General features: G+C 71.7%; 26 protein-coding genes. 17 read left to right on the top strand and 9 right to left on the bottom strand.

The annotated features are described in order from the left end of the window. The first annotated feature begins 83 nt into the window (after positions 1 to 83). The 3 genes from OHS58_RS39780 to OHS58_RS39790 all read left to right on the top strand — a co-directional run bounded on the left by OHS58_RS39780 (position 84) and on the right by OHS58_RS39790 (position 2,057). The gene (locus OHS58_RS39780; RefSeq protein ID WP_326956189.1) at positions 84 to 440 is read left to right on the top strand and encodes a DoxX family protein; all 357 of its coding nucleotides are present in this window, start codon (positions 84 to 86) and stop codon (positions 438 to 440) included. 51 nt (positions 441 to 491) lie between these two features. After that, positions 492 to 926, top strand: a complete 435-nt coding sequence (locus OHS58_RS39785) for an SRPBCC family protein (protein ID WP_328645807.1) — start codon at positions 492 to 494, stop codon at positions 924 to 926. A gap of 114 nt (positions 927 to 1,040) precedes the next feature. Then, positions 1,041 to 2,057, top strand: coding sequence for an NADP-dependent oxidoreductase (locus tag OHS58_RS39790; RefSeq protein ID WP_328645808.1), 1,017 nt, complete (start codon positions 1,041 to 1,043; stop codon positions 2,055 to 2,057). Positions 2,058 to 2,099: 42 nt separating this feature from the next. Here OHS58_RS39790 and OHS58_RS39795 read toward each other — a convergent pair whose 3' ends face one another. The 3 genes from OHS58_RS39795 to OHS58_RS39805 are packed head-to-tail and all read right to left on the bottom strand — an operon-like array spanning position 2,100 to position 3,975. Then, positions 2,100 to 2,741 carry a haloacid dehalogenase type II gene (locus OHS58_RS39795; protein WP_328645809.1) on the bottom strand — a complete coding sequence of 214 codons (642 nt, stop codon included), beginning with the start codon at positions 2,739 to 2,741 and terminating at the stop codon, positions 2,100 to 2,102. 4 nt (positions 2,742 to 2,745) lie between these two features. Then, complete coding sequence (locus tag OHS58_RS39800; protein ID WP_326945856.1) at positions 2,746 to 3,363, bottom strand: pyridoxamine 5'-phosphate oxidase family protein; 618 nt, start codon at positions 3,361 to 3,363, stop codon at positions 2,746 to 2,748. Positions 3,364 to 3,372: 9 nt separating this feature from the next. Then, a complete protein-coding gene (locus OHS58_RS39805; RefSeq protein ID WP_326956187.1) occupies positions 3,373 to 3,975 on the bottom strand; it encodes a TetR/AcrR family transcriptional regulator in 603 nt (200 codons plus the stop codon). 101 nt (positions 3,976 to 4,076) lie between these two features. Here OHS58_RS39805 and OHS58_RS39810 point away from each other — a divergent pair, with 101 nt between their 5' ends. After that, entirely contained in the window at positions 4,077 to 5,126 is a 1,050-nt protein-coding gene (locus tag OHS58_RS39810) for an NAD(P)-dependent alcohol dehydrogenase (protein WP_326945858.1), read from the top strand. A 21-nt stretch (positions 5,127 to 5,147) separates the two neighbouring features. On the opposite strand, the gene purU is transcribed toward OHS58_RS39810, so the two are convergent. The 5 genes from purU to OHS58_RS39835 all read right to left on the bottom strand — a co-directional run bounded on the left by purU (position 5,148) and on the right by OHS58_RS39835 (position 8,560). Next, complete coding sequence (gene purU, locus OHS58_RS39815) at positions 5,148 to 6,014, bottom strand: formyltetrahydrofolate deformylase (RefSeq protein ID WP_328645810.1); 867 nt, start codon at positions 6,012 to 6,014, stop codon at positions 5,148 to 5,150. 24 nt (positions 6,015 to 6,038) lie between these two features. Beyond that, positions 6,039 to 6,608: a maleylpyruvate isomerase family mycothiol-dependent enzyme gene (locus OHS58_RS39820; RefSeq protein WP_328645811.1), complete on the bottom strand. Its 570-nt coding sequence runs from the start codon at positions 6,606 to 6,608 to the stop codon at positions 6,039 to 6,041. Continuing rightward, a complete protein-coding gene (locus OHS58_RS39825; protein ID WP_328645812.1) occupies positions 6,505 to 7,206 on the bottom strand; it encodes a DedA family protein in 702 nt (233 codons plus the stop codon). The genes OHS58_RS39820 and OHS58_RS39825 overlap by 104 nt, the downstream gene beginning before the upstream one ends. 68 nt (positions 7,207 to 7,274) lie before the next feature. Continuing rightward, a complete protein-coding gene (locus OHS58_RS39830; protein WP_326945862.1) occupies positions 7,275 to 8,081 on the bottom strand; it encodes a class I SAM-dependent methyltransferase in 807 nt (268 codons plus the stop codon). Continuing rightward, positions 8,060 to 8,560, bottom strand: coding sequence for a DUF2505 domain-containing protein (locus tag OHS58_RS39835; protein ID WP_326945863.1), 501 nt, complete (start codon positions 8,558 to 8,560; stop codon positions 8,060 to 8,062). Before OHS58_RS39835 ends, OHS58_RS39830 begins: the two co-directional genes overlap by 22 nt. 24 nt (positions 8,561 to 8,584) lie before the next feature. Here OHS58_RS39835 and OHS58_RS39840 point away from each other — a divergent pair, with 24 nt between their 5' ends. From OHS58_RS39840 to OHS58_RS39870, 7 genes are all read left to right on the top strand, one after another. Further along, the gene (locus tag OHS58_RS39840) at positions 8,585 to 9,640 is read left to right on the top strand and encodes a UDP-N-acetylmuramate dehydrogenase (RefSeq protein WP_328645813.1); all 1,056 of its coding nucleotides are present in this window, start codon (positions 8,585 to 8,587) and stop codon (positions 9,638 to 9,640) included. Between the two features lie 162 nt (positions 9,641 to 9,802). After that, positions 9,803 to 10,984, top strand: a complete 1,182-nt coding sequence (locus OHS58_RS39845; protein ID WP_326956182.1) for a L,D-transpeptidase — start codon at positions 9,803 to 9,805, stop codon at positions 10,982 to 10,984. 3 nt (positions 10,985 to 10,987) lie between these two features. Then, on the top strand, positions 10,988 to 11,803 hold the full coding sequence (locus OHS58_RS39850) for an alpha/beta fold hydrolase (RefSeq protein WP_328645814.1): 816 nt from the start codon (positions 10,988 to 10,990) through the stop codon (positions 11,801 to 11,803). 25 nt (positions 11,804 to 11,828) lie between these two features. Beyond that, the gene (gene mshA / locus OHS58_RS39855) at positions 11,829 to 13,133 is read left to right on the top strand and encodes a D-inositol-3-phosphate glycosyltransferase (protein ID WP_326945867.1); all 1,305 of its coding nucleotides are present in this window, start codon (positions 11,829 to 11,831) and stop codon (positions 13,131 to 13,133) included. Beyond that, positions 13,130 to 13,642, top strand: coding sequence for a YbjN domain-containing protein (locus OHS58_RS39860; RefSeq protein WP_328645815.1), 513 nt, complete (start codon positions 13,130 to 13,132; stop codon positions 13,640 to 13,642). Before mshA ends, OHS58_RS39860 begins: the two co-directional genes overlap by 4 nt. A 70-nt stretch (positions 13,643 to 13,712) precedes the next feature. Further along, entirely contained in the window at positions 13,713 to 14,609 is an 897-nt protein-coding gene (locus OHS58_RS39865; RefSeq protein WP_328645816.1) for a DUF4349 domain-containing protein, read from the top strand. Between the two features lie 445 nt (positions 14,610 to 15,054). Continuing rightward, on the top strand, positions 15,055 to 15,804 hold the full coding sequence (locus tag OHS58_RS39870; protein ID WP_326956180.1) for a phosphoglyceromutase: 750 nt from the start codon (positions 15,055 to 15,057) through the stop codon (positions 15,802 to 15,804). Positions 15,805 to 15,889: 85 nt separating this feature from the next. Here the strand turns inward: OHS58_RS39870 and OHS58_RS39875 are convergent, their stop codons facing one another. Further along, entirely contained in the window at positions 15,890 to 16,528 is a 639-nt protein-coding gene (locus OHS58_RS39875; protein WP_328645817.1) for a DNA-binding response regulator, read from the bottom strand. Positions 16,529 to 16,602: 74 nt separating this feature from the next. Between OHS58_RS39875 and OHS58_RS39880 the strand changes: the two genes are divergently transcribed. From OHS58_RS39880 to OHS58_RS39905, 6 genes are all read left to right on the top strand, one after another. Next, positions 16,603 to 17,469, top strand: coding sequence for an oxidoreductase (locus tag OHS58_RS39880; RefSeq protein WP_328645818.1), 867 nt, complete (start codon positions 16,603 to 16,605; stop codon positions 17,467 to 17,469). 145 nt (positions 17,470 to 17,614) lie between these two features. Then, on the top strand, positions 17,615 to 18,856 hold the full coding sequence (locus OHS58_RS39885; protein WP_328645819.1) for a sensor histidine kinase: 1,242 nt from the start codon (positions 17,615 to 17,617) through the stop codon (positions 18,854 to 18,856). Next, a complete protein-coding gene (locus tag OHS58_RS39890; RefSeq protein WP_247060263.1) occupies positions 18,853 to 19,542 on the top strand; it encodes a response regulator transcription factor in 690 nt (229 codons plus the stop codon). The genes OHS58_RS39885 and OHS58_RS39890 overlap by 4 nt, the downstream gene beginning before the upstream one ends. Before the next feature lie 169 nt (positions 19,543 to 19,711). Next, a complete protein-coding gene (locus OHS58_RS39895; protein ID WP_326945874.1) occupies positions 19,712 to 20,695 on the top strand; it encodes a Ppx/GppA phosphatase family protein in 984 nt (327 codons plus the stop codon). A 169-nt stretch (positions 20,696 to 20,864) separates the two neighbouring features. Next, positions 20,865 to 22,532, top strand: coding sequence for a hypothetical protein (locus tag OHS58_RS39900; RefSeq protein ID WP_328645820.1), 1,668 nt, complete (start codon positions 20,865 to 20,867; stop codon positions 22,530 to 22,532). Positions 22,533 to 22,606: 74 nt separating this feature from the next. Continuing rightward, the gene (locus tag OHS58_RS39905; protein ID WP_247060266.1) at positions 22,607 to 23,419 is read left to right on the top strand and encodes a sugar phosphate isomerase/epimerase family protein; all 813 of its coding nucleotides are present in this window, start codon (positions 22,607 to 22,609) and stop codon (positions 23,417 to 23,419) included. Positions 23,420 to 23,459 lie beyond the last annotated feature (40 nt).

Here is a 23,459-nt window from a genome sequence, read left to right on the forward strand (position 1 = left end):
AGGAATCCTGAGTGCTCACCTGCCGGTCGGCTACCGACCAGGAGTTTGCCGTATGGCTCGCTCCCAGACTGATTAGGAGTTCGATGACCACTGCGTTCCTGGTCGTCTCGCTGGTCGCCGTGGTGCTTAACGGCTTCTCCGGTGTCGCGGCTCTGGTGCACTTCAAGCCGATCCTGCCGGGCATGGCCGCCGCCGGGGTGCCGGAGTCGTGGCTGACCTTTCCCATCGGCACCCTCAAGACGGCCGGCGCGCTCGGTCTGCTGGCGGGGGTGGTGGTGTGGCCGCCTGTCGGGGCGGCCGCGGCGGCCGGGCTGGTGCTGTTCTTCGTCTGCGCGCTCTACACGCACGTCCGGGTGCACGACTACTCCGCTCAGTTCGGCCTGGCGAACGGCTTTCTCGCGGTGAACGCCGCCGCCCTGGGGCTCGCGCTCGCGGTCTAGGGTCGACGCGAAACCGGTGCCTCGGAGCCGGTACCTCGGAGAAGGAGTGAGATGGGAAAGGTCACGGCCACCGCGGAGCGGACGATCGACGCCCCGGCCGACAAGGTGCGCGCGCTCGTCGCGGACTACGCCGAAACGCGCCCGAAGCTGCTCACCGAGCACTACCGCGACTACGAGGTGACCGAGGGCGGCGTCGGCGCCGGGACCAAGGCCGGCTGGAAGCTGCAGGCGACCTCCAAGCGCGTGCGCGACGTCAAGGCCACCGTCAGTGAGCCGAAGCCCGGCACCCTGGTCGAGACCGACGCGAACTCCAGCATGGTCACCACCTGGACCGTCAGCGAGGCCGGCGAGAAGAGCCTAGTCCGGATCGAGACGAGCTGGGACGGCGCGGGCGGCGTCGGCGGGTTCTTCGAGAAGACGTTCGCGCCGGGCGGGCTCAAGAAGATCTACAACGGCGTCCTCGGCAAGCTCGCCGAAATCGTGTGACGGTGAGCAGGGTGTGACCGGTCACCATCGGAATGTGCGCCCCGCTCGGCCGGTTGTACCGGGAGAATCCGGGGCGCCTGCCCCGCTTGACGTCTCGACCTTAGGAGTTCGACGGTGAACGCACCCGCCCAGGCGACCGAGATCCGGCTCGCTTCCCGCCCGCACGGTGTCCCCACGGACGAGAACTTCGCCATCGTGGACACGGAGATTCCGAGCCCGGGCGAGGGCCAGATCCTGGTGCGCAACCTGGTCATGAGCGTCGACCCGGCCATGCGCGGGCGCATGCGCGACGTGAAGTCGTACGCGCCGCCCTTCGCGGTCGGCGAAGTGATGTATGGCGGTGCGGTCGGCGAGGTCGTCGAGTCGAACGTCGACGACGTCAGGCCGGGCGAGCACGTGCTGCACCAGGCCGGCTGGCGCACCCACGCCGTGCTCGACGCGAAGCGGTTCGTGAAGGTGGACGCGTCCGCCGCGCCGCTGTCGACCTACCTCGGTGTGCTCGGCATGCCGGGCCTGACCGCGTACGCGGGCCTGCTGGAGTCCGCCGAGTTCAAGCCGGGCGACACCGTGTTCGTGTCCGGCGCGGCCGGCGCCGTCGGCTCGCTGGTCGGCCAGCTCGCGAAGCTCAAGGGCGCCAAGCGCGTCATCGGCTCGGCCGGGTCGGCGGAGAAGGTCCGCCACCTGATCGACGACCTCGGGTTCGACGCCGCCTTCAACTACAAGGACGGCCCGGTCGTGGAGCAGCTGCACCAGGCCGCGCCGGAGGGCATCGACGTCTACTTCGACAACGTCGGCGGCGAGCACCTCGAGGCCGCGATCGACGCCATCACGCTGCACGGCCGGATCGCCGTCTGCGGGATGATCTCGCAGTACAACGCCACCGAGCCGACACCGGCGCCGCGCAACCTCTCGCAGATCATCGCCAAGCGGCTCACCATCCGCGGCCTGCTGGTGATCGACCACTGGGGCCTGCAGCAGCAGTTCGTCAGCGAGATCGCGCCGCTGGTGACGTCCGGGCAGATCAAGTACTCGGAGACCTTCGTCGACGGCATCCGCAACGCGCCGGAGGCGTTCCTGGGCCTGCTGTCCGGGGCCAACACCGGCAAGATGCTGGTCCGGATCGCGGAGTAACCGGCGGCGGGGCCCGACCCCGGCCGGCCGGGGTCGGCGCAGCTAACCCAGCAGCGCGGCCAGTTCCGGCAGGGTCGACGCCGTGTAGGTGGGCGCGGGCGAGCCGGGCAGCGGGCGGACGCCGGGGCGGGTGAGCAACGCCGTCCGCAGGCCCGCTGCCTGCGCGCCCGCGATGTCCCAGTCGTGCGCGGCGACCATCACCGCGTCGCGCGGCTGAAGCGAATACGCGTCGAGGACCTGCCGGTACGGCTCCGGTGCCGGCTTGAGGCGGCCCGCCTGCTCGGCCGAGAAGATCCGGTCGAGCAGCGGCGCCAGCCCGGAGTTCTGCAGCTGCGCCTCGGCCGTGGCGAGTGGGGAGTTCGTCAGCGCGACGACGTCGTGGCCCGCTTCGCGCAGCTTCGTCAGGCCCTCGGCGACGTCCGGGTGGGCCGGGAGCGAACGCAGGCCTTCGCCGATCGCGGTGAGCTGACCGGACGTCAGCTCACGGCCGTGCCGGGCGGCGACCTCGACGGCGGCTTGGCCGGCGATGCCCGCGAAGTCGCGGTAGCCGCCTGACGCGGTCACAGTCAGCACCGTGTGGATGGCCAGCCCGAACCACTCGCGCCGGAGTTCGGGGCTCCCGATGGTCTCGTCGAGCGCGGCGAGGTCGAGCAGGGTCTCGTTGACGTCGAAGACGCACAGCATGGCTTCAGTATTGCTTGGTCCGGGACCCTTCGTTGAGTCTCGCGTCCAGCTCCTCCACCGAAACCGGCAAGGACAGCTGGTCGCGCAGGATCGTGCCCAGGGACGGCAGCGTCGAGCGCTCCGGCCAGGTCTCCGGCTTCCACAGCGAAGACCGCAGGAACGCCTTCGCGCAGTGCATGAACAGCTCTTCGACCTCGACGACCACCGCGAGCCGCGGGCGCTTGCCCTTGACCACCAGGTCGTCGAAGTACGGCGCGTCCGACACCAGCGTCGCCCGGCCGTTGACGCGCAGCGTCTCGTTCATGCCCGGCACCAGGAACAACAGGCCCGCGTGCGGGTTGTCGACGATGTTGCGGAAGCTGTCGACCAGCTTGTTGCCGGGCCGGTCCGCGAGCACCAGCGTCCGGTCGTCGAGCACCAGCACCGAACCCGCCGGGTCGCCGCGGGGTGAGACGTCGCAGCTGCCGTCCGGTGCCGACGTCGCCAGCAGGACGAACGGCGAATGCGCGATCAGGGTGCGCGCGTGGTCGTCGATGTGGTCGAGGACCTTCTGCCGGGTCGTCGGCGACGACTCGCCGACCAGCTCCCGCAGGGCCTCGTGGCTGTCGATGATGCTCCCCATCACCCCAAGCTAGCCGAGAGTCCGGCCCGCGATCGCGATCCGAGCCGCTTCCGTGGACTTCGCCACGACCTGGTCCACCGAGTACCCGTGCTTCACGAAGATGCCGTCGAGCTGGAACGTGCCGTAGCCGTGGGCCTGGGTGAACAGCTGCTCCATCAGCTCCAGCGCCGTGCCCGGGTCGGGGGCGACCGTCAGGCACAGCATCAGGAACTGGTCGGTCAGCCGCCGGGTCTGCTCGTGCAGCTCCGCGTGGTCCGGGCCCTGGAGGCCGTCGGCGTAGATGACGTTCATCCCGGCCCGCCGCTCGATCAGGTAGCGCGTGTAGGCGCCGGCCGCCGCGGCCAGGGCGGCCACCGGGTCGTCGTGGGCGGCGGCCGCCGCGGTGACGCGCTCGGCGAGCTGGCAGGCGACGTGGCACGCGACTTCGGCCAGCAGGCTCTCCCGCGTCGCGAAGTGGCGGTACGGCGCGCCGGGGCTGACCTGAGCACGCTTCGCCACCTGGGCCACCGAAAACCCGGCGAGGCCCTGCTCGGCGATCAGGTCCAGGGAGACGCGCACGAGCTCGCCCCGCAGGTCACCGTGGTGGTACTTGCCGCCCATGACGTGGCTCACATCTTCCGTTCGGAATATGTAAGAGGCCTCTTACGTAGATCCATGTAAGAGGCCTCTTACGGAGGCTCTCGTTCACACGGTACTTCTTTTGGAGGGGTTTCATGAGCACGACCACGCACGCGATCGCCGCACCGGCGCCGGGCGCGCCGCTCGCGCCGACCACGATCGAACGCCGTGACCTGCGTCCGAACGACGTGCTGATCGACATCGCCTTCGCCGGCATCTGCCACAGCGACCTCCACCAGGCGAAGGAAGACTGGGGCCAGGCGATCTTCCCGATGGTCCCGGGCCACGAGATCGCCGGCGTGGTCGCCGCGGTCGGCCCGGACGTCACCAAGTACCAGGTCGGCGACCGCGTCGGCGTCGGCTGCATGGTCGACTCCTGCGGCGAGTGCGAGTACTGCCGGGCCGGCACCGAGCAGTTCTGCGTCAAGGGCAACGTCCAGACGTACAACGGCGTCGGCTTCGACGGCGAGAACACCTACGGCGGCTACAGCCAGCAGATCGTCGTGAAGGACGCCTTCGTCTGCGGCATCCCGGAAGGCATCGACCTCGACGTCGCCGCGCCGCTGCTGTGCGCGGGCATCACCACCTACTCGCCGCTGCGCCACTGGGGCGCCGGCCCCGGCAAGAAGGTCGCCGTGATCGGCCTCGGCGGGCTCGGGCACATGGGTGTCAAGATCGCCGCCGCGATGGGCGCCGAGGTGACGGTGCTGAGCCAGAGCCTCAAGAAGCAGGAGGACGGCCTGAAGCTCGGCGCGACCGACTACTACGCGACCAGTGACGAGGCGACGTTCGACGTCCTCAAGGGCAAGTTCGACGTCATCCTCAACACCGTGTCGGCCAAGCTGCCGATCGACGCCTACCTCGGCCTGCTGAAGGTCGGCGGCGCGATGGTCAACGTCGGCGCGCCCGGCGAGCCGCTGAACTACAACGCCTTCTCGCTGCTGGGCGGCAACAAGGTGCTGGCCGGGTCGATGATCGGCGGCATCGCCGAGACCCAGGAGATGCTCGACTTCTGCGCCGAGCACCACATCGGCGCCGAGATCGAGGTCATCCCGGCCGGCAAGGTCAACGAGGCCTACGAGCGCGTCGAGAACTCCGACGTGCGCTACCGGTTCGTCATCGACACCTCGACCATCGAGGCGTGAGGACGCGGCACGGCAACCGCGTCAGAACACCACGGTGCGGTTGCCGTGCACCAGGACCCGGTTCTCCAGGTGCCAGCGCAGGCCGCGGGCCAGGGTGACCTTCTCGATGTCGCGGCCCTTGCGGACCATGTCCTCGACCGAGTCGCCGTGGTCCACGCGGATCACGTCCTGGTCGATGATCGGGCCCGCGTCGAGGTCCGCGGTGACGTAGTGGCAGGTCGCGCCGACGAGCTTCACCCCGCGCGTGTGCGCCTGGTGGTACGGCTTCGCGCCGACGAACGACGGCAGGAAGCTGTGGTGGATGTTGATCGCCCGGCCGGCCCACGCGCGGCACAGGTCGGCGGGCAGGACCTGCATGAACCGGGCCAGCACCACCGCGTGCGGGTCGTGCTCGTCGACCAGCTCGCGGACCTCCTCGAACGCCTCGGCCTTGCCACCGGCCGGGAACGGCACGTGGTGGAACGGGATCCCGTGCGCGCGGGTGATGCCGGCGAGCGACTCGTGGTTGCCGATCACCGCGGCGACGTCGACGTCGAGCTCGCCGGACGCGACGCGGCCGAGCAGGTCGTAGAGGCAGTGCCCGGCCTTCGACACCAGCACGACCGCGCGGCGGCGCTCACCGGTGTCGCTGACCTGCCAGCTCGACTCCGCGGACAGGTCCGCGGCCACCTCGGCGAACCGGGCCCGCAGCCCGGTCGCGTCGAACGGCAGCGAGTCCGCGCGGACGACCTGGCGGGTGAAGAACCAGCCGGTGTCCGGATCGGTGTGGTAGGCCGCTTCGACGATCCAGCCGCCGTGCTCGGCGAGGAACCCGGAGATCCGGGCGATGATGCCGGTGCGGTCGGGGCAGCCGAAGGTGATGACGTAGCGGCGTTCGGGAGCGGTCACGCCGGATATTGTCCCTGGCGCTGGTCACACGGCGGGGAGCCGGTCCCCGGTGACCGAGGCGTTGTTCGGGCGGCCGTACAGCGCCCGGTAGACGTCGTCGGCGGCACCCGCCACCTCGGTCTCCGGCGTGCCGACGGTCCACGTCCGTTCCGGCGTCGTGATCCGCACGCCGATGGTGAGACCGCGCTGCGGGACGAGGAAGGTCAGGAACTCGTCGATGCCGTCGTTCGCGAACTCGGGGGAGAAGCGCGTCTTCGGAACGTCTTCGAGGGCTGATTCGGCGTCGAGGCGGTGGATCGCCGTTTCGTGGGCCATCCGGCGGCCCCACGGGGTGCCGGGGTTCCGCGCCAGGGCTTCGCGCAGCGCCAGGCGGTGGCCGTCCCACCACCCGAGCAGGTCGTCCCAGCCCGAAGGCGGTACCGGCTTCACCGGCCGGTTCACCGCCAAGCTGACAGCGAGGCCGTGCACGAAACCGATGTGCGCCACCAGGTCATGAACAGTCCACTTCGGACAGTTTCGGACCGGCGCCGTCGGCCCGGCTTCCAGTGCCGCTCGTTTCAGCGCGTCCGCGTGGATGTCGATCGCTTCCCGCATGCGCCGACCGTAGCCGCCGCCCGCCTTCGATCGCGAGCACCAGCGCGAGCCCGAGGCCGAAGGACAGCAGCAGGCCCTTCACCGGTTCGCCGGCGAACGCGGCCCCGCCGGCCAGGCCGATCAGGACGCTGTAGACCGCCCAGATCGCCGCGCCCGCCGCGTCCACCAGCACGAACCGCGGGAGCGGGTAACCGAGGCTGCCGTTGGCGAGCGCGCTGGCGACGCGGCCGCCGGGCAGGTAGCGGGCGGCGATGATCAGCAGGCCGCCGTGGTGGCGCACCTGGTCCCGCGCCCACTCGTACCGGCGCGGCCCGGCCGGCCCGCGCCGCAGCAACGCGATCGCCCGCGGCCCGGCGGTGCGCCCGACGGCGTACCCGAGGCAGTCGCCCGTCCACGCCCCGCCGGCGGCGACCGCGGCGAGCAGCGCCAGCTGCGCCGGATCCGGCCCGAACAGGACGGCGACGGTGACGACGGTCGTCTCGCTCGGCATGAACGGCAGCAGCGCGTCCAATCCGGACACCGCGAAGACGAGCACCCACAGCCACGGCGAGCCCAGCGCGCCGCGCAGCAGCTCGGTGACGTGCCCCAGGAGTTCCACGGCTTCATGGTGATCACCGCAGGTCACCCGCGGGTGACGCAGCGGGGTGCGGCCGGTGAACAGCGGATCTACGGGGCGACCGGGGCGACGGCGGCCCACGGCACGGTCAGCTCGCCGAGCCGGATGCGCCCCGGCGGGCCCAGCACCGGCCAGCCGCGGGAACCCAGCAGCCGCACCGTCTCCAGCCAGCGGGAGCGGGCGCCGAACGCCTGGTGCGGGGCCGCGGCCGCCCAGCAGGCGTCCAGTGTGGCCAGCAGCTCGTGGACGCGCTCGCCGGGGACGTTCCGGTGGATCAGCGCCTTCGGCAGCCGCTCGGCCACCGTCGACGGCCGGTCCAGGCCCGCGAGCCGGACCGACAGCGTCAGCGAGACCGGGCCGTCGCGGGACACCAGGACCCACGTCGAGAGGCGGCCGATCTCGTCGCACGTGCCTTCGACCAAGAGCCCTTCAGGGGGCATCGACTCCAGCATCAGCTGCCACGCGCCCGCGACCTCGTGCTCCGCGTACTGGCGCAGCACGTTGAACGCCCGGACGAGCACCGGGCGCGTGCCGGCCAGCTCGAACCCGCCGCGCTGGAACGAAAGCCAGGGCGGCGACGCCGCGGACTGCGCGAAAGCGACCCGATCGGCGTCCAGCTCCAGGCCCAGCACCCGGACGTCGGGGCGGACCCGGCGCAGCCAGCGGGCCAGCTCCACGGTGGTCACCGGGGACGCGCCGTAGCCGAGGTCGACGACCAGGGGTGAGCCGGCCGCGCGCAGCAAGCGGGTCGTCGGGGGCGCCGTGGCGATCCACCGGTCGACCCGGCGCAGGCGGTTGGGGTTGGTCGTTCCTCTGGTCGGCGCGCCGACCGGGCTCAGGCGGCGTCGGCCAGCCACTTCGCGGAGAATTCGGCTTCGCGGTCCAGCAGTTTGGTGACTTGTTCGGCGATCACGCTCTCCAGCTTCGCGCCGAACAGCGGGATCCGCACGATCACCTCGCCGCTCGTCCGCAGCACCGTCTTGCCGCCGTCGGCCAGCAGCGCGGTCCGCGCGTTGATCTCGCCCGGGACGCCGCCGACCTCGACCGACGCCTTGCCCTGGTACTCCGCGCCGGACGGCTGCCAGATCTGCGTGCGCGTCACCATCAGGTCGCCTTTGTGGAGCGTCCGGACGGCCTGCGGCAGCTTGTCCGCGCTGATGCCCTGCCGCAGCTGGTAGCGCAGGCCCTTCTCGGAGACCTCGTAGGACAGCAGCGCCGCGGCGTGCCCGCCGAGCTCCTCCAGGCGCGCCCGCAGCGCGTCCTCACCGGCCACGGCGGCGTACGCGGACGCGACGTCGGCGGCGAAGTCGGCACGGTGCTCGATCCGGGATCCCATGAGCCGGACAGTACCGTCAGGCGCGTGAACTCCGCCCGTACTCCCGCACTCCCGGCCCTCTCCGCGTACACGACGTTGCGCCTCGGCGGCCCGGCCCGCCGGTTCGTCAGCGCCGCGACCAGCGAAGATCTCGTCGCGGCGGTCCGCGAGGCCGACGCGGCGGGCGAGCCGGTGCTGCTGCTCGGCGGCGGCTCCAACCTGGTGGTCGGCGACGCGGGGTTCGACGGCGTGGTCGTCGAGGTGGCGAACACCGGCTGGCGGCGTGACGGCGCGATCGTCGACGTCGAAGCCGGGCAGAACTGGGACGCCTTCGTCGCCGGCCTGGTCGAGGCGGGCCTGGGCGGGCTCGAATGCCTCTCCGGCATCCCCGGCAGCGTCGGCGCGACGCCGATCCAGAACGTCGGCGCGTACGGCTGCGAGGTCGCCGAGTCGATCGTCTCGCTGGAGCTGTACGACCGTGTGACGCGCGAAGTGCGCACGCTCAAGGCCGACGAGCTCGGCTTCGCCTACCGCACCAGCATCCTCAAGGGCACCGACACCGGCGTCGTCCTCTCGGTCCGCTTCGAGGTCCGCGAAGACGGCCTTTCCGCGCCGGTCCGCTACGCCGAGCTCGCGCGCACGCTCGGCGTCGAGATCGGCGCGCGCGTCCCGGCCGCCGACGCGCGCGAAGCCGTCCTCGGGCTGCGTCGCGGCAAGGGCATGGTGCTCGACCCGGCGGACCACGACACGTGGAGCGCGGGCTCGTTCTTCACCAACCCGATCGTCCCGGCGGCCGACGCCGAGGCGGTGCTGGCCCGCATCGCGGAGAGCGTCGAGGGCAGCGCCCCGCAGTACCCGGCCGACGGTGGCGTCAAGCTGTCCGCGGCCTGGCTGATCGAGCGCGCCGGCTTCGGCAAGGGGTACCCCGGGCCGGGGAACCGCGTCTCGCTCTCGACCAAGCACACGCTCGCGCTGACCAACCGCGGCGACGCGTCGACGGAGGACCTGCTCACGCTGGCCCGCGAGGTCCGCGACGGCGTCCACGAGCGGTTCGGCGTCCGCCTGCGGCCCGAACCACTCTTGATCAACTGCGTCATTTGAGCCGAAACGGGCAACCTGGACGTGTATCAGACGTCTTTGTCGACAACGGTGACGTCCACCTGATCGGTTGGTCTTTACCTTTCGGCAGGTAACGTCAGGCGGGTCACCAGCGCTAAATGTGCGTTGAACCTGCTGGTCGGCGGGGGAACTCGGGAGGAATTCGTGATCGAACGGCGCTTGGTCTTCAAGGCGGCTCTCGCGGCGGGGGCCGCTGTGGTCGTCGCGGCGTGTTCGGGCACGAACGACGGCACCGCGCTGCCCACCGGGGCCGCGAACGCCGACGGCGAGGGCGGCGGCGCGCAGCCCGTGGCGAAGATCACGGCCGAGCCGGCCGCGAACGTCAAGGACGCCCCGGTCCTCAAGCCCGTCGTGATCAAGGTCGCCGACGGCAAGCTCACCGAGTGCAAGGTCACCGCCGACGGCGGCAAGGACGTCAAGGGCGACACCTCGCCCGACGGGCTCACCTGGACCAGCTCCGAGCCGCTCGGTTACGGCAAGAAGTACACCTACGCGGCCAAGGCCACCGGCAGCGACGGCAAGCCGGTCGACTTCACCGGCACCTTCACCACGGTCAGCCCGGCCAAGCAGGTCCGCGCCACGCTCAACCCGGCCGACAACGCCCAGGTCGGCGTGGCCATGCCGATCAGCGTCAAGTTCGCGTCGCCGGTCAAGGACCGCGCGGCCGTCGAGAAGGCGCTGTCCGTGAAGACGGACAAGAACGTCGAGGGCGCCTGGGGCTGGCTGTCCGACAGCCAGGTCGACTACCGGCCGAAGGAGTACTGGCCGCAGAACATCACGGTGAACGTCGAGGCGAAGCTGTACGGCGTCGAGCTGGGCGGCGGCGCGTACGGCAAGGCCGACGTCACCACGAAGTTCAAGATCGGCCGCAACCAGGTGGTCAAGGTCAACACCCCGGAGCACCAGATGCACGTCTACCGCGGCGGCTCGCAGGTCAAGAGCTACCCGTGCGCGAACGGGCTGGACGCCGAGGTCGACCGCAACACCCCGAACGGCACCTACATCGTGATGAGCAAGGAGCCGACGGCGGTCTTCGACAACGCCCGCTACGGCTACACGAACGTCAACAAGAAGTGGGCCTGCCGGTTCTCCAACCACGGCGAGTACATCCACGAGAACCAGGACAACGCGGCCAACATCGGGAAGACCAACAACTCCCACGGCTGCGTCAACCTGCTCGAGGCCGACGCCAAGGACTACTTCGACTCCGCGCTGGTCGGCGACCCGGTCGAGATCACCGGCTCCAAGCTGGGCGCGCCGATGGCCTCGGACGTCAAGGACTGGAACTACTCCTGGTCGGCCTGGCAGGCACTGGGCGCGAAGTAACCCGTGCGCACCGAGGTCGTCGGACACGGCGGGACGCGGCTCGGCCTGCGGGTCGAGGGGGCCGGGAACAGCAGGCCGATCGTGTTCGTGCACGGCTGGGCGCAGTCGTCCGGCGCCTGGGCCGCGCAGCTGGCCGATCCGGCGCTGACCGAGCGGTTCCGCCTGGTCGCGATGGACCTGCGCGGGCACGGCGCGTCCGACGTCCCGGCCGCGGGGTACGACGACCCGGTGGTGTGGGCCGACGACCTCGCCGCGGTGCTCGACTTCGCCGGGCCCGACGCGATCGTCGTCGCCTGGTCGTACGGCGGCCTGGTGCTGACCGACCACATCCGGGTGCACGGCACCGCACGGCTGCGCGGGATCGTGCTCGTCGGCGCGATAACCGAGATCGGCCGCGATCGGCCGGGCGGGCGCGTCGGCTCGCTGATGCGCGAGCACATGCGCGCGATGCTTTCGGACGATCCGGACATCGCGGTCCCGGCGCTCACGGCGTTCAGCCGCGACATGGTGACCCGGCCGATCCCCGGCACGCAGGCCCAAGCCCTGCTCAGCGCGGCTCTCGGCGTGCCGCCCGCGGTGCGCGCGGCGTTGTTCCGCCGCGACGTCGGCAGCGACGACGTCCTGGCCGCGATCGACAAACCCGCCCTGGTCGTGCACGGTTCCCAGGACCGCGTGATCGACTCCGCGGCGGCGAAGCACACGATCGGGAAGATTCCGGGGGCCACCGGACGTTGGTTCCTTGGCGGGGGTCATGCGCCCTTCGCCGAGGCCGCGGACGAGTTCGACGCGGTGCTCCGGCAGTTCGCCGAGGAATGCTGACGTAGAACGCGGGAGACGAGACCAGGTGACCAGCTCCATCCGGGGGTTCCGTGCTGCGCCGCGACGGGTAGCGGTGTTGTCCGTACACACTTCGCCGCTCGAGCAGCCGGGGACCGGCGACGCGGGCGGGATGAACGTCTACGTCAGCCAGACGGCGACCGAGATGGCCCGCCGCGGCGTCGAGGTCGAGGTGTTCACCCGCGCGACGGCGTCGGACCAGCCGCCGGTGGCCGAGCTGGCGCCGGGCGTGACCGTCCGGCACGTGCAGGCGGGGCCCTTCGAGCCGCTGAGCCGCGACGAGCTGCCCGCGCAGCTGTGCGCGTTCACCTCCGGCGTGCTGCGCACCGAGGCGTTCCACGAGCCCGGGTACTACGACCTCATCCACTCGCACTACTGGCTTTCGGGCCAGGTCGGCTGGCTCGCCCGCGACCGCTGGTCCGTGCCGCTGGTGCACACCGCGCACACCCTGGCGAAGGTGAAGAACGCCGCGCTCGCCGAGGGTGACAAACCCGAGCCGCGGCTGCGCGTGATCGGCGAGGAGCAGGTCGTCGCGGAGGCGGACAGGCTGGTCGCCAACACCCCGGTCGAGGCGCGGCAGCTCATCGACCTCTACGGCGCCGAGCCGCACGCGGTGCACGCCGTGCCGCCGGGTGTCGACCTCGAACGCTTCACCCCGGGCCCGAAGAACGTCGCGCGCGCCGAGCTCGGCCTGCCCGGCGACGCCGTCGTGCTGGCGTTCGCCGGCCGGATCCAGCCGCTGAAGGCGCCGGACGTGCTGCTCTACGCCGCCGAGGCGCTGCTGCGCCGGCGGCCGGAACTGGCGTCGAAGCTGATCGTGCTGATCGTCGGCGGGCCGTCCGGCACCGGGCTGGAGCAGCCGCAGGCGCTGCGCGAGCTCGCCGTCTCCCTCGGCATCGAGGCGCAGGTCCGGTTCCTGCCGCCGCAGCCCGGCCCGGCGCTCGCCCGGGTGTTCCGCGCCGCCGACGTCGTCGCGGTGCCCAGCTACAACGAGTCGTTCGGGTTGGTCGCGCTGGAGGCGCAGGCCTGCGGGACGCCGGTGGTCGCCGCCGACGTCGGCGGGCTGCCGATGGCGGTGCCGCACGGCGTCTCCGGGCTGCTGGTGCCGGGGCACGGCGCCGAGGAGTGGGCGGACGCGCTGGCCGCGGTCGCGCTGCGCCCGGACCGGTGCGCCGAGCTCGGTGCCAACGCCGTCCTGCACGCGCGGCACTTCTCCTGGCGTCGTACGACGGACGCGCTGCTCGACATCTATGCTCAGGCCACCAGCGCGTTCTCCCGCGCCCTGGAGCTGCGCGCGGAGGTGGCGGTGTGAGTCTCGACGAGCTGATCAAGTCCACTTTGGACGAAGCGGAACTGAAGTACGACCGGCGGGGCCCGGGAAAGTACTTCGTCACGCTGCCGGGAACCAAGAAGCTGCAGACGAACGCGTGGCTCGTCGACGGCGACCACGCGTTCTCCGTGGAGGCGTTCGTCTGCCGGCGGCCCGACGAGTCCCATGAGGACGTTTACCGCTTCCTGTTGCAGCGCAACGCGAAGCTCTACGGCGTGCACTACACAGTGGACAGTCTCGGTGACATCTACCTGGTCGGCCGCTTCGGCAAGGAGACGCTGAGCGCCGAAGAGCTCGACAAGGTGCTCGGCCAGGTCCTTGAAGCCGCCGACGGCGACTTCAACACCCTGCTGGAGATCGGCTTCGCGACGTCGATCAAGCGCGAGTGGGACTGGCGCGTCTCCCGCGGCGAGTCCCTGGCCAACCTCGAGGCGTTCAAGCACCTCGTCGGACCCGCGAAGCCGCACGAACCAGGCTTGACCGAGTCGTGACCCGGCCCGTGCAACGGGGCTGAACCGGACATCCGTCTCACCGCCAGTCGAAACTGGAGGGAGACGCAGGATGCGGACTCGATGGAGAACCCTGCTCGCGGTCGCGGGCGTGGCGTTCGTGCTGGCCGGCTGCTCGGCGAACGAGAGCGGCACGTCGACCTCGGCGGACAGCGCCGGGATCGGCCCCGCCCCGGCGGTGCCGCAACAGCCGCAGCAGGGGACCGCGGGCAACGGGAAAGCCGAGCAGGACAAGGGCCAGCCGGTCCCCGCGCCGCAGGCCGGGGCGGCCGATCGCAAGCTTTCGCGCAGCGCCCGGCTCGAGCTGACCGCCACGAAGGTCACCGACGTCGTCGCGGAGGCGCGGGGGATCGCGCAGGGCGCCGGGGGGTACACCGGGCAGGAGAGCACCGGCGACCGGCTGGCGACGCTCAGCCTCGCCGTGCCCGCCGAGAAGCTGGACGGCGTGCTCGACCAGCTTTCGCACCTGGGCACCAGCCTGGTGAAGCGGGAGCTGAACACCCAGGACGTCACCGAGCAGACCATCGACGTCGAAGCGCGGCTGGCGACGCAGCGGGCGTCGGTGGAGCGGATCCGCGCGTTGCTCGCGAAGGCGACCTCGGTGTCGGAGATCGCTTCGGTGGAAAGTGAGCTCACGAGCCGCGAAGCCACTCTCGAATCCCTCGAACAGCAACGGAATTCGCTCGCGGGCAGTGTCGCGATGTCGACCGTCGCGATGACCATCCGGAGCGTGGCCGCGCCGCCGCCCGCCGAAGAGGACCACAGCGGGTTCCTCGGTGGCCTGGCCGGTGGCTGGGACGCGTTCCTCGTCTTCGGCGGCGGCCTGCTGACGGTGCTGGGCGCGATCGCGCCGTTCCTGCTGATCCTCGGCCCGCTCGCGTGGGCGGGCTGGTGGCTGCACCGGCGTCGCCGGGCGGCGCGGCCGGAACCCGTGACGCCCGAGGTGTGAAGCGGGCAGGCGGGACGGCTCGAGGGAGGGGGGAGTCGCGATCTCGAGCCGCCCCGCTGAAGTTCCCGCCGATCAGGACCCGGTGACGAGGGGGGTGCCAACGGGGCCGGCGGGCCGCGGCTCGGCAGGGGGGAGACGAGCCGCGGTCAAAGCCCGAAACCGGCCGGGGAGTGCGTGGAATCCGGCCGCTCGGGACTTAGTCAACCTGTCAGAACTCGACCTGTAATCACAAGACTACACACTAGTCCGTTCGAGTGAACTTTGCGCAGACCGATAACGCAGTGCAGCATGTTGCACTGAATTTGCGCCTTGTTGGCAGGCTGACTTGTCATCGGGTGAAGGTGTTACTTTCGGGTAACACACTCTGTGTAGGTCGGCTGGGGAAAACCCCAGACCTGGGAGGTCACCAGTGGGCGCCGTGGTCCGTTCTGGCAGGCTGGGCCCCATGGCCGAACTTGGGACGTTGGTGCTGCTCCGTCACGGGCAGAGCACGTGGAACGCGGAAAACCTGTTCACCGGCTGGGTGGACGTACCCCTTTCGGAGCAGGGTGAAGGCGAAGCCCGCAAGGGCGGGCAGCTCCTGGCCGACGCCGCGCTGCTGCCGGACGTGGTGCACACCTCGCTGCTGCGGCGCGCGATCTCGACCGCGAACATCGCCCTCGACGCTGCGGACCGCCACTGGATCCCGGTGAAGCGCGACTGGCGGCTCAACGAGCGCCACTACGGCGCGCTGCAGGGCAAGGACAAGAAGCAGACGCTGGCCGAGTTCGGCGAGGAGCAGTTCATGCTCTGGCGCCGCTCGTACGACACCCCGCCGCCGGCGATCGACCCGAAGGACCAGTGGAGCCAGGCGGGCGACGCGCGGTACGCGGACCTCGGCGACAGCGCGCCGCTGACCGAGTGCCTCAAGGACGTCGTCGCGCGGCTGCTGCCGTACTGGGAGTCCGCGATCGTGCCGGACCTGCGCGCGGGCAAGACCGTGCTGGTCGCCGCGCACGGCAACTCGCTGCGCGCGCTCGTCAAGCACCTCGACGGGATCTCGGACGCGGACATCGCGGGCCTGAACATCCCGACCGGCATCCCGCTGCGCTACGACCTCACCGACGACCTGAAGCCGGTGAAGCCGGGCGGCGAGTACCTCGACCCGGACGCCGCCAAGGAAGCCGCGGCCGCGGTCGCGAACCAGGGCCGCTGACCCTCAGTCCAAAGCCGTGAAGGCCTCCTTACCGGCCATAAGAGCCGGTAAGGAGGCCTTCACGGCTTTCAGGCAGCGGCAGGACTCACAGGAGGCCGGCTTCGCGGGCCCGGGCACCGGCCTGGAACCGCGAGGACGCGCCGAGGATCTCCATCAGCTCGGCCACCCGGCGCCGGTAGGTGCGCAGGCTGACGCCGAGCGCGCGGGCCGCCGTCTCGTCCTTGCAGCCGGCCGCGAGCTGCTCGAGGATCTCCCGCGCGCCGAGCTCGGTGAACCGGGCCTGGTAGGACTCCAGGTCGGTCGCGCTCGCCCAGACCGCCTCGTACAGCGACTGGATGCCCTGGATCAGCTCGGGGCTGCTGACGACGGTGTAGCTGCGGACGCCGCCGACGCGATCGCCCGCCACGATCGCGATCCGGCGGTCCAGCAGGATCGTCTCGTTGATGTCGCGCTCGGTGATCCGGATCCGGGCGCCGTGGTCGGCCATGAACCGCAGGTGCCCGGCGAGGGTGGGGTCGAGCAGCACGCCGGGCTGGTAGACCTTGCGCACGGCCGTCGCGCGCACCGCCTGCTCCCGCTCGGGCGCGGTCGGGTGCGCCACCGACCACGTGTGCAGGTCGCGGGCCGCGCACGAAACCTCCGTCGCCGCCGCGAACAAGTGCTTCGTCCGCTCGAACAGCTCGGCCTCACCGCGCACCACGACGACGTCCGTCACCTTTTCCACACCATCGAGTGTCCGCGCCTGGCAGCAAACTGCCAAACCCGGCCCGGATCTCCCCGGGTGGCGAAGCTGGAGTCATGACCACGACACACCCCGCCGCCGCGGCGGGCACCTGGAAGCTCGGCTCCTTCGAAGTCAACCGGCTCGGTTTCGGCGCGATGCGCCTGATGTCCACTTCGGACGGCGGCGTCCGCGACCGCGAGACGTCCATCGCCGTGCTCCGCCGCGCCGTCGAGCTCGGCGTGAACCACATCGACACCGCTTCCTTCTACTTCGCCGGCCCGCGCGCGGCGAACGAGCTCATCAACAGCGCCCTCGCGCCGTACGACAACCTGGTGCTCACCACCAAGGTCGGCCCCGGCCGCGACTTCGAAGGCACCTTCTACACCGCCCGGCCCGAGCAGCTGCGCGCCCAGGTCGAGCAGAACCTGCGCGAGCTGGGTCTGGACCACCTCGACGTCGCCAACTACCGGATCGGCGAAGGTCTGGACCGCGGCGCCGGCTCCCTCGCCGACGGCTTCGGCGCGCTCGCCGACCTCCGGGAGAAGGGGCTGATCCGCGAGCTGGGCATCTCCAACGTCGGCCCGGAGCACCTGACGGAGGCGCTGGCGATCGCGCCGGTCGTCTGCGTGCAGAACCAGTACGGCCTGACCGCGCGCCGCGAGGACGACGAGATCGTCCGGCTGTGCGCCGACCACGGCGTCGCCTTCGTGCCGTTCTTCGCCGTCGCCAGCGGTACGGGGGAGGACGCGCGGGTCGCGGAGGTCGCGAAGCGCCACGACGCCACGCCGGCGCAGATCCGGCTCGCGTGGACGTTGCACCAGGGCCCGCACGTGCTCGCCATCCCGGGCACCGGCGATCTCGCGCACCTCGAGCAGAACGTCGCCGCGGCCGCGCTGGAGCTCTCCGACGACGACCTGAAGACACTCGAACGAGACAACTGATTCACCCGGAATGTCTCGGTCGGGAATCGGCCGGGTGAACGTGGGCTGACACCCCGGCGAACAAGTCGCCGTCAGGTGTCGCGGTGCTCACGACAAGGCGGACAACGCTAGGCCGAAGGGCCACATCAGCGCTTACGATCGGCCCGTGACCACGCCTGTTTCACTCGCACTGGCCATCGGCGCCCTGGTGGCCGGTGCGGCGGTCGGCTACCTCGTCGCGCGGGCGCGAACCCGGCGCGAAGAGGCCCGCCCACCGGGCCCGACCGTCGCGGAGCTGCTCGAGCGATTGGTCCGGTCCTCCCACAACGGCGTCGTCGTGCTCAACAAGTTCGGCGACATGGTGCTGCACAACCCGCGCGCCTACGAGCTCGGCCTGGTCCGGGTCAACCAGGCCGACCCGCGGGCCCGCAAGGCCGCCGAACAGGTCGTCGAAACCGACGAGCCGATGGAGATCGACCTCTCGCCGCTGGAAGCGCGCGGCCGCCAGCCGGAGGCGGTGCTCGGCCAGGTCCGGCCCCTCGGCGACGGCTTCACCGTCGTCGAGGCGGTCGACCACTCCGAGGCCATCCGGCTGGAGGCCGTGCGCCGCGACTTCGTCGCCAACGTCAGCCACGAGCTCAAGACCCCGGTCGGCGCGATCGCGCTGCTCACCGAGGCCGTCCTTGACGCCGCCGAGGACGTCGAGGAGGTCCGCCGCTTCGGGAGCAAGATCCTGCGCGAGTCGACCCGGCTCGGCCAGCTCGTCACCGAGCTGATCGCGTTGTCGCGGCTGCAGGGCGCCGAGCGGCTGCCGGACCTCAACGTCGTCGAGGTCGACGCGGTCGTGCGCGAAGCACTCGGCCGCACGACGCTCTCGGCGGAGTCGGCCGAGATCACCATCACCACCGACCCGGTCAGCGGCCTGCTCATCGAGGGCGACCGCACGCTGCTGGTCACCGCGCTGTCGAACCTGCTGGAGAACGCCGTCGCGTACTCGCCGGCCGGCAGCCCGGTGTCGATCTCGCGGCGGCTGGCCGACGGCATGGTCGAGATCGCCGTCACCGACCGCGGCATCGGCATCCCCGAGGACGAGCAGACCCGCGTGTTCGAGCGCTTCTACCGCGCCGACAAGGCCCGCTCGCGCGCCACCGGCGGCACCGGGCTCGGCCTGGCCATCGTCAAGCACGTCGCGGCCAACCACGGCGGCTCGGTGGGCCTGTGGAGCCGGCCCGGCACCGGCTCGACGTTCACCCTCCGCATCCCCGCGCACGTCAGCCCCGAACCGGCCCCCGAGCCGGCGCGGGCGGCCAAGACCTCGCCGGCACCACGGCAGGAGAAGACCCCCGAGCGCACCCAGAGGCTCGTGGTTACCGGGCAGGAAAGCCCAGATCATGGAGGAAACCTGTGACCAGGGTTCTCATCGTCGAAGACGAGGAGTCGTTCGCCGACCCGCTCGCCTTCCTGCTGCGGAAGGAAGGGTTCACCGCCGCGGTGGCGGGCACCGGCCAGGCCGCGCTGGAGGAGTTCGACCGCAACGGCGCCGACATCGTCCTGCTGGACCTGATGCTGCCGGGCATGAGCGGCACCGACGTCTGCAAGCAGCTGCGCCAGCGCTCCGCCGTGCCGGTGATCATGGTGACCGCGCGGGACAGCGAGATCGACAAGGTTGTCGGCCTGGAGCTGGGCGCGGACGACTACGTCACCAAGCCGTACTCGGCGCGTGAGCTGATCGCGCGGGTCCGCGCGGTGCTGCGCCGCGGCGGCGAGCCCGGCGCCGAGGGCGAGCTGGCCCCGCTGGTGCTCTCGGCGGGCCCGGTGCGGATGGACGTCGAACGGCACGTGGTGACCGTGGACGGCGAGGAGGTCTCGCTCCCGCTCAAGGAGTTCGACCTGCTCGAGTACCTGCTGCGCAACGTCGGCCGGGTGCTCACCCGCGGCCAGCTCATCGACCGGGTGTGGGGCGCGGACTACGTCGGCGACACCAAGACCCTCGACGTCCACGTGAAGCGCCTGCGGTCGAAGATCGAGCCGGACCCGGGCTCGCCGCGGCACCTGGTGACGGTGCGCGGCCTGGGCTACAAGTTCGAGACGTAAGTCCAATTTGTCCTGAAGGGCACCCTCACGGCTCAAACGGCCGTGAGGGTGCCCTTCAAGGCGTTCGGGGTGGTCGCAGGGCCGCGGAGGCGCGCCGGGGCGGTACCGCACCGAGTGTTGTTGGTTACATGTTCGAGACCTGACGCTCGGGCCGGTACGCTGGACCCCCGTGCGCCTAGGGGTACTCGACGTCGGTTCCAACACCGTCCACCTGCTCGTGGTCGACGCCCACCGTGGCGCCCACCCGACCCCGATGCATTCCGAGAAGTCCGTGCTCCGGCTGGCCGAGCAGATCACCCGCAGCGGAGACCTCAGCAAGACCGGCGCGGACGAGCTCGTGACCGCGGTCGAATCCGCCAAGGCGGCGGCCGTCCGGCTCGGCTGCGAAGAGGTCATGGCGTTCGCCACCTCCGCGGTCCGCGAAGCCAAGAACTCGGCGAAGGTGCTGGCCCGCGTGGCCGACGAGACCGGCGTCGAGCTGCAGGTCCTCTCCGGCACCGACGAAGCCCGGCTGACGTTCCTCGCCGTCCGCCGCTGGTACGGCTGGTCGGCCGGGCAGCTGCTGGTGCTCGACATCGGCGGCGGCTCGCTGGAGGTCGCGATGGGCCGCGACGAAGAGCCCGTGCTGGCCGAGTCCTTGCCGCTGGGCGCCGGCCGCACCACGCGCACCCGCTTCCGGCACGACCCGCCGACGCGCTCGGAGCTCGTCGCGACGTCGGCGTGGCTCGACGACCAGCTCACCGAGCTCACGCGCAAGGTCACCAAATGGGGTGAACCGGATCGCGTCGTCGCGACGTCGAAGACGTTCCGGTCACTCGCCCGGCTGACCGGCGCCGCCCCCTCGGCCGCGGGCCCGCGCGTGCGACGTACGCTCTCGGACACCGCATTGCGCCAGCTCCTGGCCTTCATCTCGCGGATGCCCTCGGCCGATCTGGCTCAGCTCGAGGGGGTCAGTTCGAGCCGATCGCACCAGCTGGTGGCGGGCGCGCTCGTCGCGCAGGCCACGATGCGGGCGCTCGGACTGCCGGAACTCGAGATCTGCCCGTGGGCTCTGCGAGAAGGTGTCATCCTGCGGCGGCTGGACCATTCCACCGGCGCGGATGAAACTGGAGCCGCACTCGTGGCGCGCTTCGGCGCACAGGAGGACCGGTGAAAGCAGACGACTGGACTTCGCCCACGACGGTGTTTTGCTTGAAGCACGGGCACGATGGAGAGGTGACGGACATGCAGAGGACGACGTACAGCGCGCGCTGCGCCGCCGGCGTGCCGTCGGGGCCTTCCCGAGGTGCCGATTCCCCGGAGCGCGCGAGGGATTACCAGGTATGACGGACCAGACCGGAGGCGACCAGCCGCAGAAGACCGTGGCTGAGCTGCTCGCACAGCACGGCGCGCAGGCCGAGGGCGGACGCCGCCGCCGGCGTCGCGCCGTCGATGACGACGACGAACCGGCCACCCCGGAACCGCCCGGCCCGACCGGCACGCACCGGCGGCCGGGGATCGGCGACACCGGCCCGCAGGCGATCATCGACCGCGTCCACTCCGAGGGCACGGTTCCGCCGCCCCCCGCACCGCCCGCCCGTCCGGCCGGTGGCCGGCGGCGTTCCGAGCCGCCACCCCCGCCGCCGCCCGCGCCCCGCGCCGTCCCCCAGGACGCGCGGCCGCCGCAGCCCCCGGCCCGGCCCGCTCCCGGCGGCGCCGAGTCCGGCCAGTACGGGCGCCCGGTCCCGCCGGAGTCCGGCCAGTTCAACCGGCCGGCCCCGCCGCAGGAGTCCGGGCAGTTCGGCCGCCCGGCGCCGCCGGAGCCCGCCCAGCCGCCGCGGCCGCAGGAGTCGGCCCAGCTGCCCGTGCCGCCGCGGGCGCCGCGCCGTCAGCCGCCGCCCCCGCAGCAGCCGTCCCAGCAGCTGCCCCAGCCGTCGCAGCAGCTCCCGACGCCGCCCCCGCCGGCGGCCGAGGAGACGCGGGCCGCCGTGCCGCCGGTCCGGCGCCGACCGCCCCCGCCGCCGCAGCCCTCGCAGCAGCTGCCGACCCCGCCGCCGCCCGGCAGCCCGCTGTCGGCACGGCTCGACGGGCTCAACGGCACCCCGGACGCCGATGTCGACAGCTCCGTCGGCCCGCCCGGGCCGATGCCCAGCGGCACGTTCGCCACGCCGCCCGGCCCGCCGCGCCGGCCCCCGTCGCGACGTCCGCAGCCGAAGCAGGAGGCCTACACCGAGCAGTTCTCCGCCGTCCCCGACGAAGAACCGCCGCCGCCTCCGCCCCGGCAGGCGAAGGGCAAGCCGCAGCCCGAGACCCCGGACATCTCCACGCCCGCGGGGCTCGCGAACTGGCGCAAGCGCCGCCAGAAGGAGCAGATGGAGGACACCGAGATCGGTGTCATGCCGGTGATCCCCACCGGCGCTCCGGACGACGGCTACCCGGACGACGACTTCGAGCCCGACGACGGCTTCGCCCCCGAAGGCAGCGGCTACCAGGCCGCCTACGACGCGGGCCCGCCGACGGGCACCTACCCGCCGCCGATGCCGTTCGCGCCCGGTGACCGCGCCGCGCGGACGCCGATCCCGGACGACCTGGAGCCCTACGAGCGCGAGTTCGCCGAGCCCGGCTACCCGGCCGCCGGCCCGGACTTCGAGCAGGACGAGTACGGCTACGAGCAGGGCGACGGCTACGAAGACGACGAGTACGACGACGACGTCCCCGAACCGGCCGCCGAGCCGGTGCCCGCGGGCTCGCCGGGCAAGCAGTGGCTGGGCCTCGCCGGCCAGCTCGCCCTCGGCGTCGTCGGCGGTGCCGCCGTCTGGCTGGGCTTCAACTGGCTGTGGGTGAACATCCCGGCCGCCGCGCTGATCGCGGCGCTGCTGGTGGTCGTCGCGCTGGTCTGGATCGTGCGGAAGATCCGCCGCGCCGAGGACCTGCAGACCACCGTGCTCGCCGTGTTGGTCGGCCTGGTGGTGACGGTCTCGCCGGCGGCGTTGCTGCTGGTCGGACGCTGATCGCCGGGTAGGGGATGAGACCCAGGTCCCCTTCCCGGCCCGGCGGTGCGGCCCACCCTCGGTGACGAGGCAGGATGTCCGGCGTGACAGACGAGAAGCCGGTGCCCGTCGGGCTCAGTTCGGCGTCGGTGTGGCCGCTCAAGGCCGGCTCGGCGTTCGAGCTGGCCGCCGAGCTCGGCTACGACGGCGTCGAGGTGATGGTCTGGGCCGACGCGGTCAGCCAGGACGTCACGGCGTTGCGCCGCTGGTCGCGCCGCACCGGGATGCCGGTGCTCTCGATCCACTCGCCGTCGCTGCTGATCACCCAGCGGATCTGGTCGCCGGACCCGGTGGTGCGGCTGCGGATGTCCGTCGACGCCGCCGTGGAGCTCGGCGCGCGGACCGTCGTCGTGCACCCGCCGTTCCGCTGGCAGCGCCGCTACGGCGACGCGTTCGGTGACCTCGTCGACGAGCTGGAGGAGTCCAGCGGCGTCGAGATCGCCGTCGAGAACATGTTCAAGGTCCGGCCGCCGGGTGGGTCGAAGAACTCGCGCGTGTCGGCGTTCCGGCCGTCGATCGACCCCACGGACGTCGGGTTCCGGCACTACACGCTCGACCTGTCGCACACGGCGGCGGCGCGGATGGACGCGCTGGCGCTGGCGCAGCGGATGGGGGAGGGCCTCACGCACGTCCACCTGGCCGACGGCACCGGCATCCCGAAGGACGAGCACATGGTGCCCGGCCGCGGCGGCCAGCCGTGCGCGTCGCTGCTGGAGAAGCTGGTCAGCAACGGTTTCGCCGGGCAGATCGTGCTGGAGATCAACACCCGGCACGCCCTCACCCAGGCCCAGCGTGTCCGCGACCTCGCCGAGGCGCTGTTGTTCGCACGCTTCCACCTGGGGCAGTAAGTGAGCACGTTCCGACAGGACACGACTACTCCCGCCGCCG

Source organism: Amycolatopsis sp. NBC_00348 (assembly GCF_036114655.1).
Lineage (GTDB): Bacteria > Actinomycetota > Actinomycetes > Mycobacteriales > Pseudonocardiaceae > Amycolatopsis.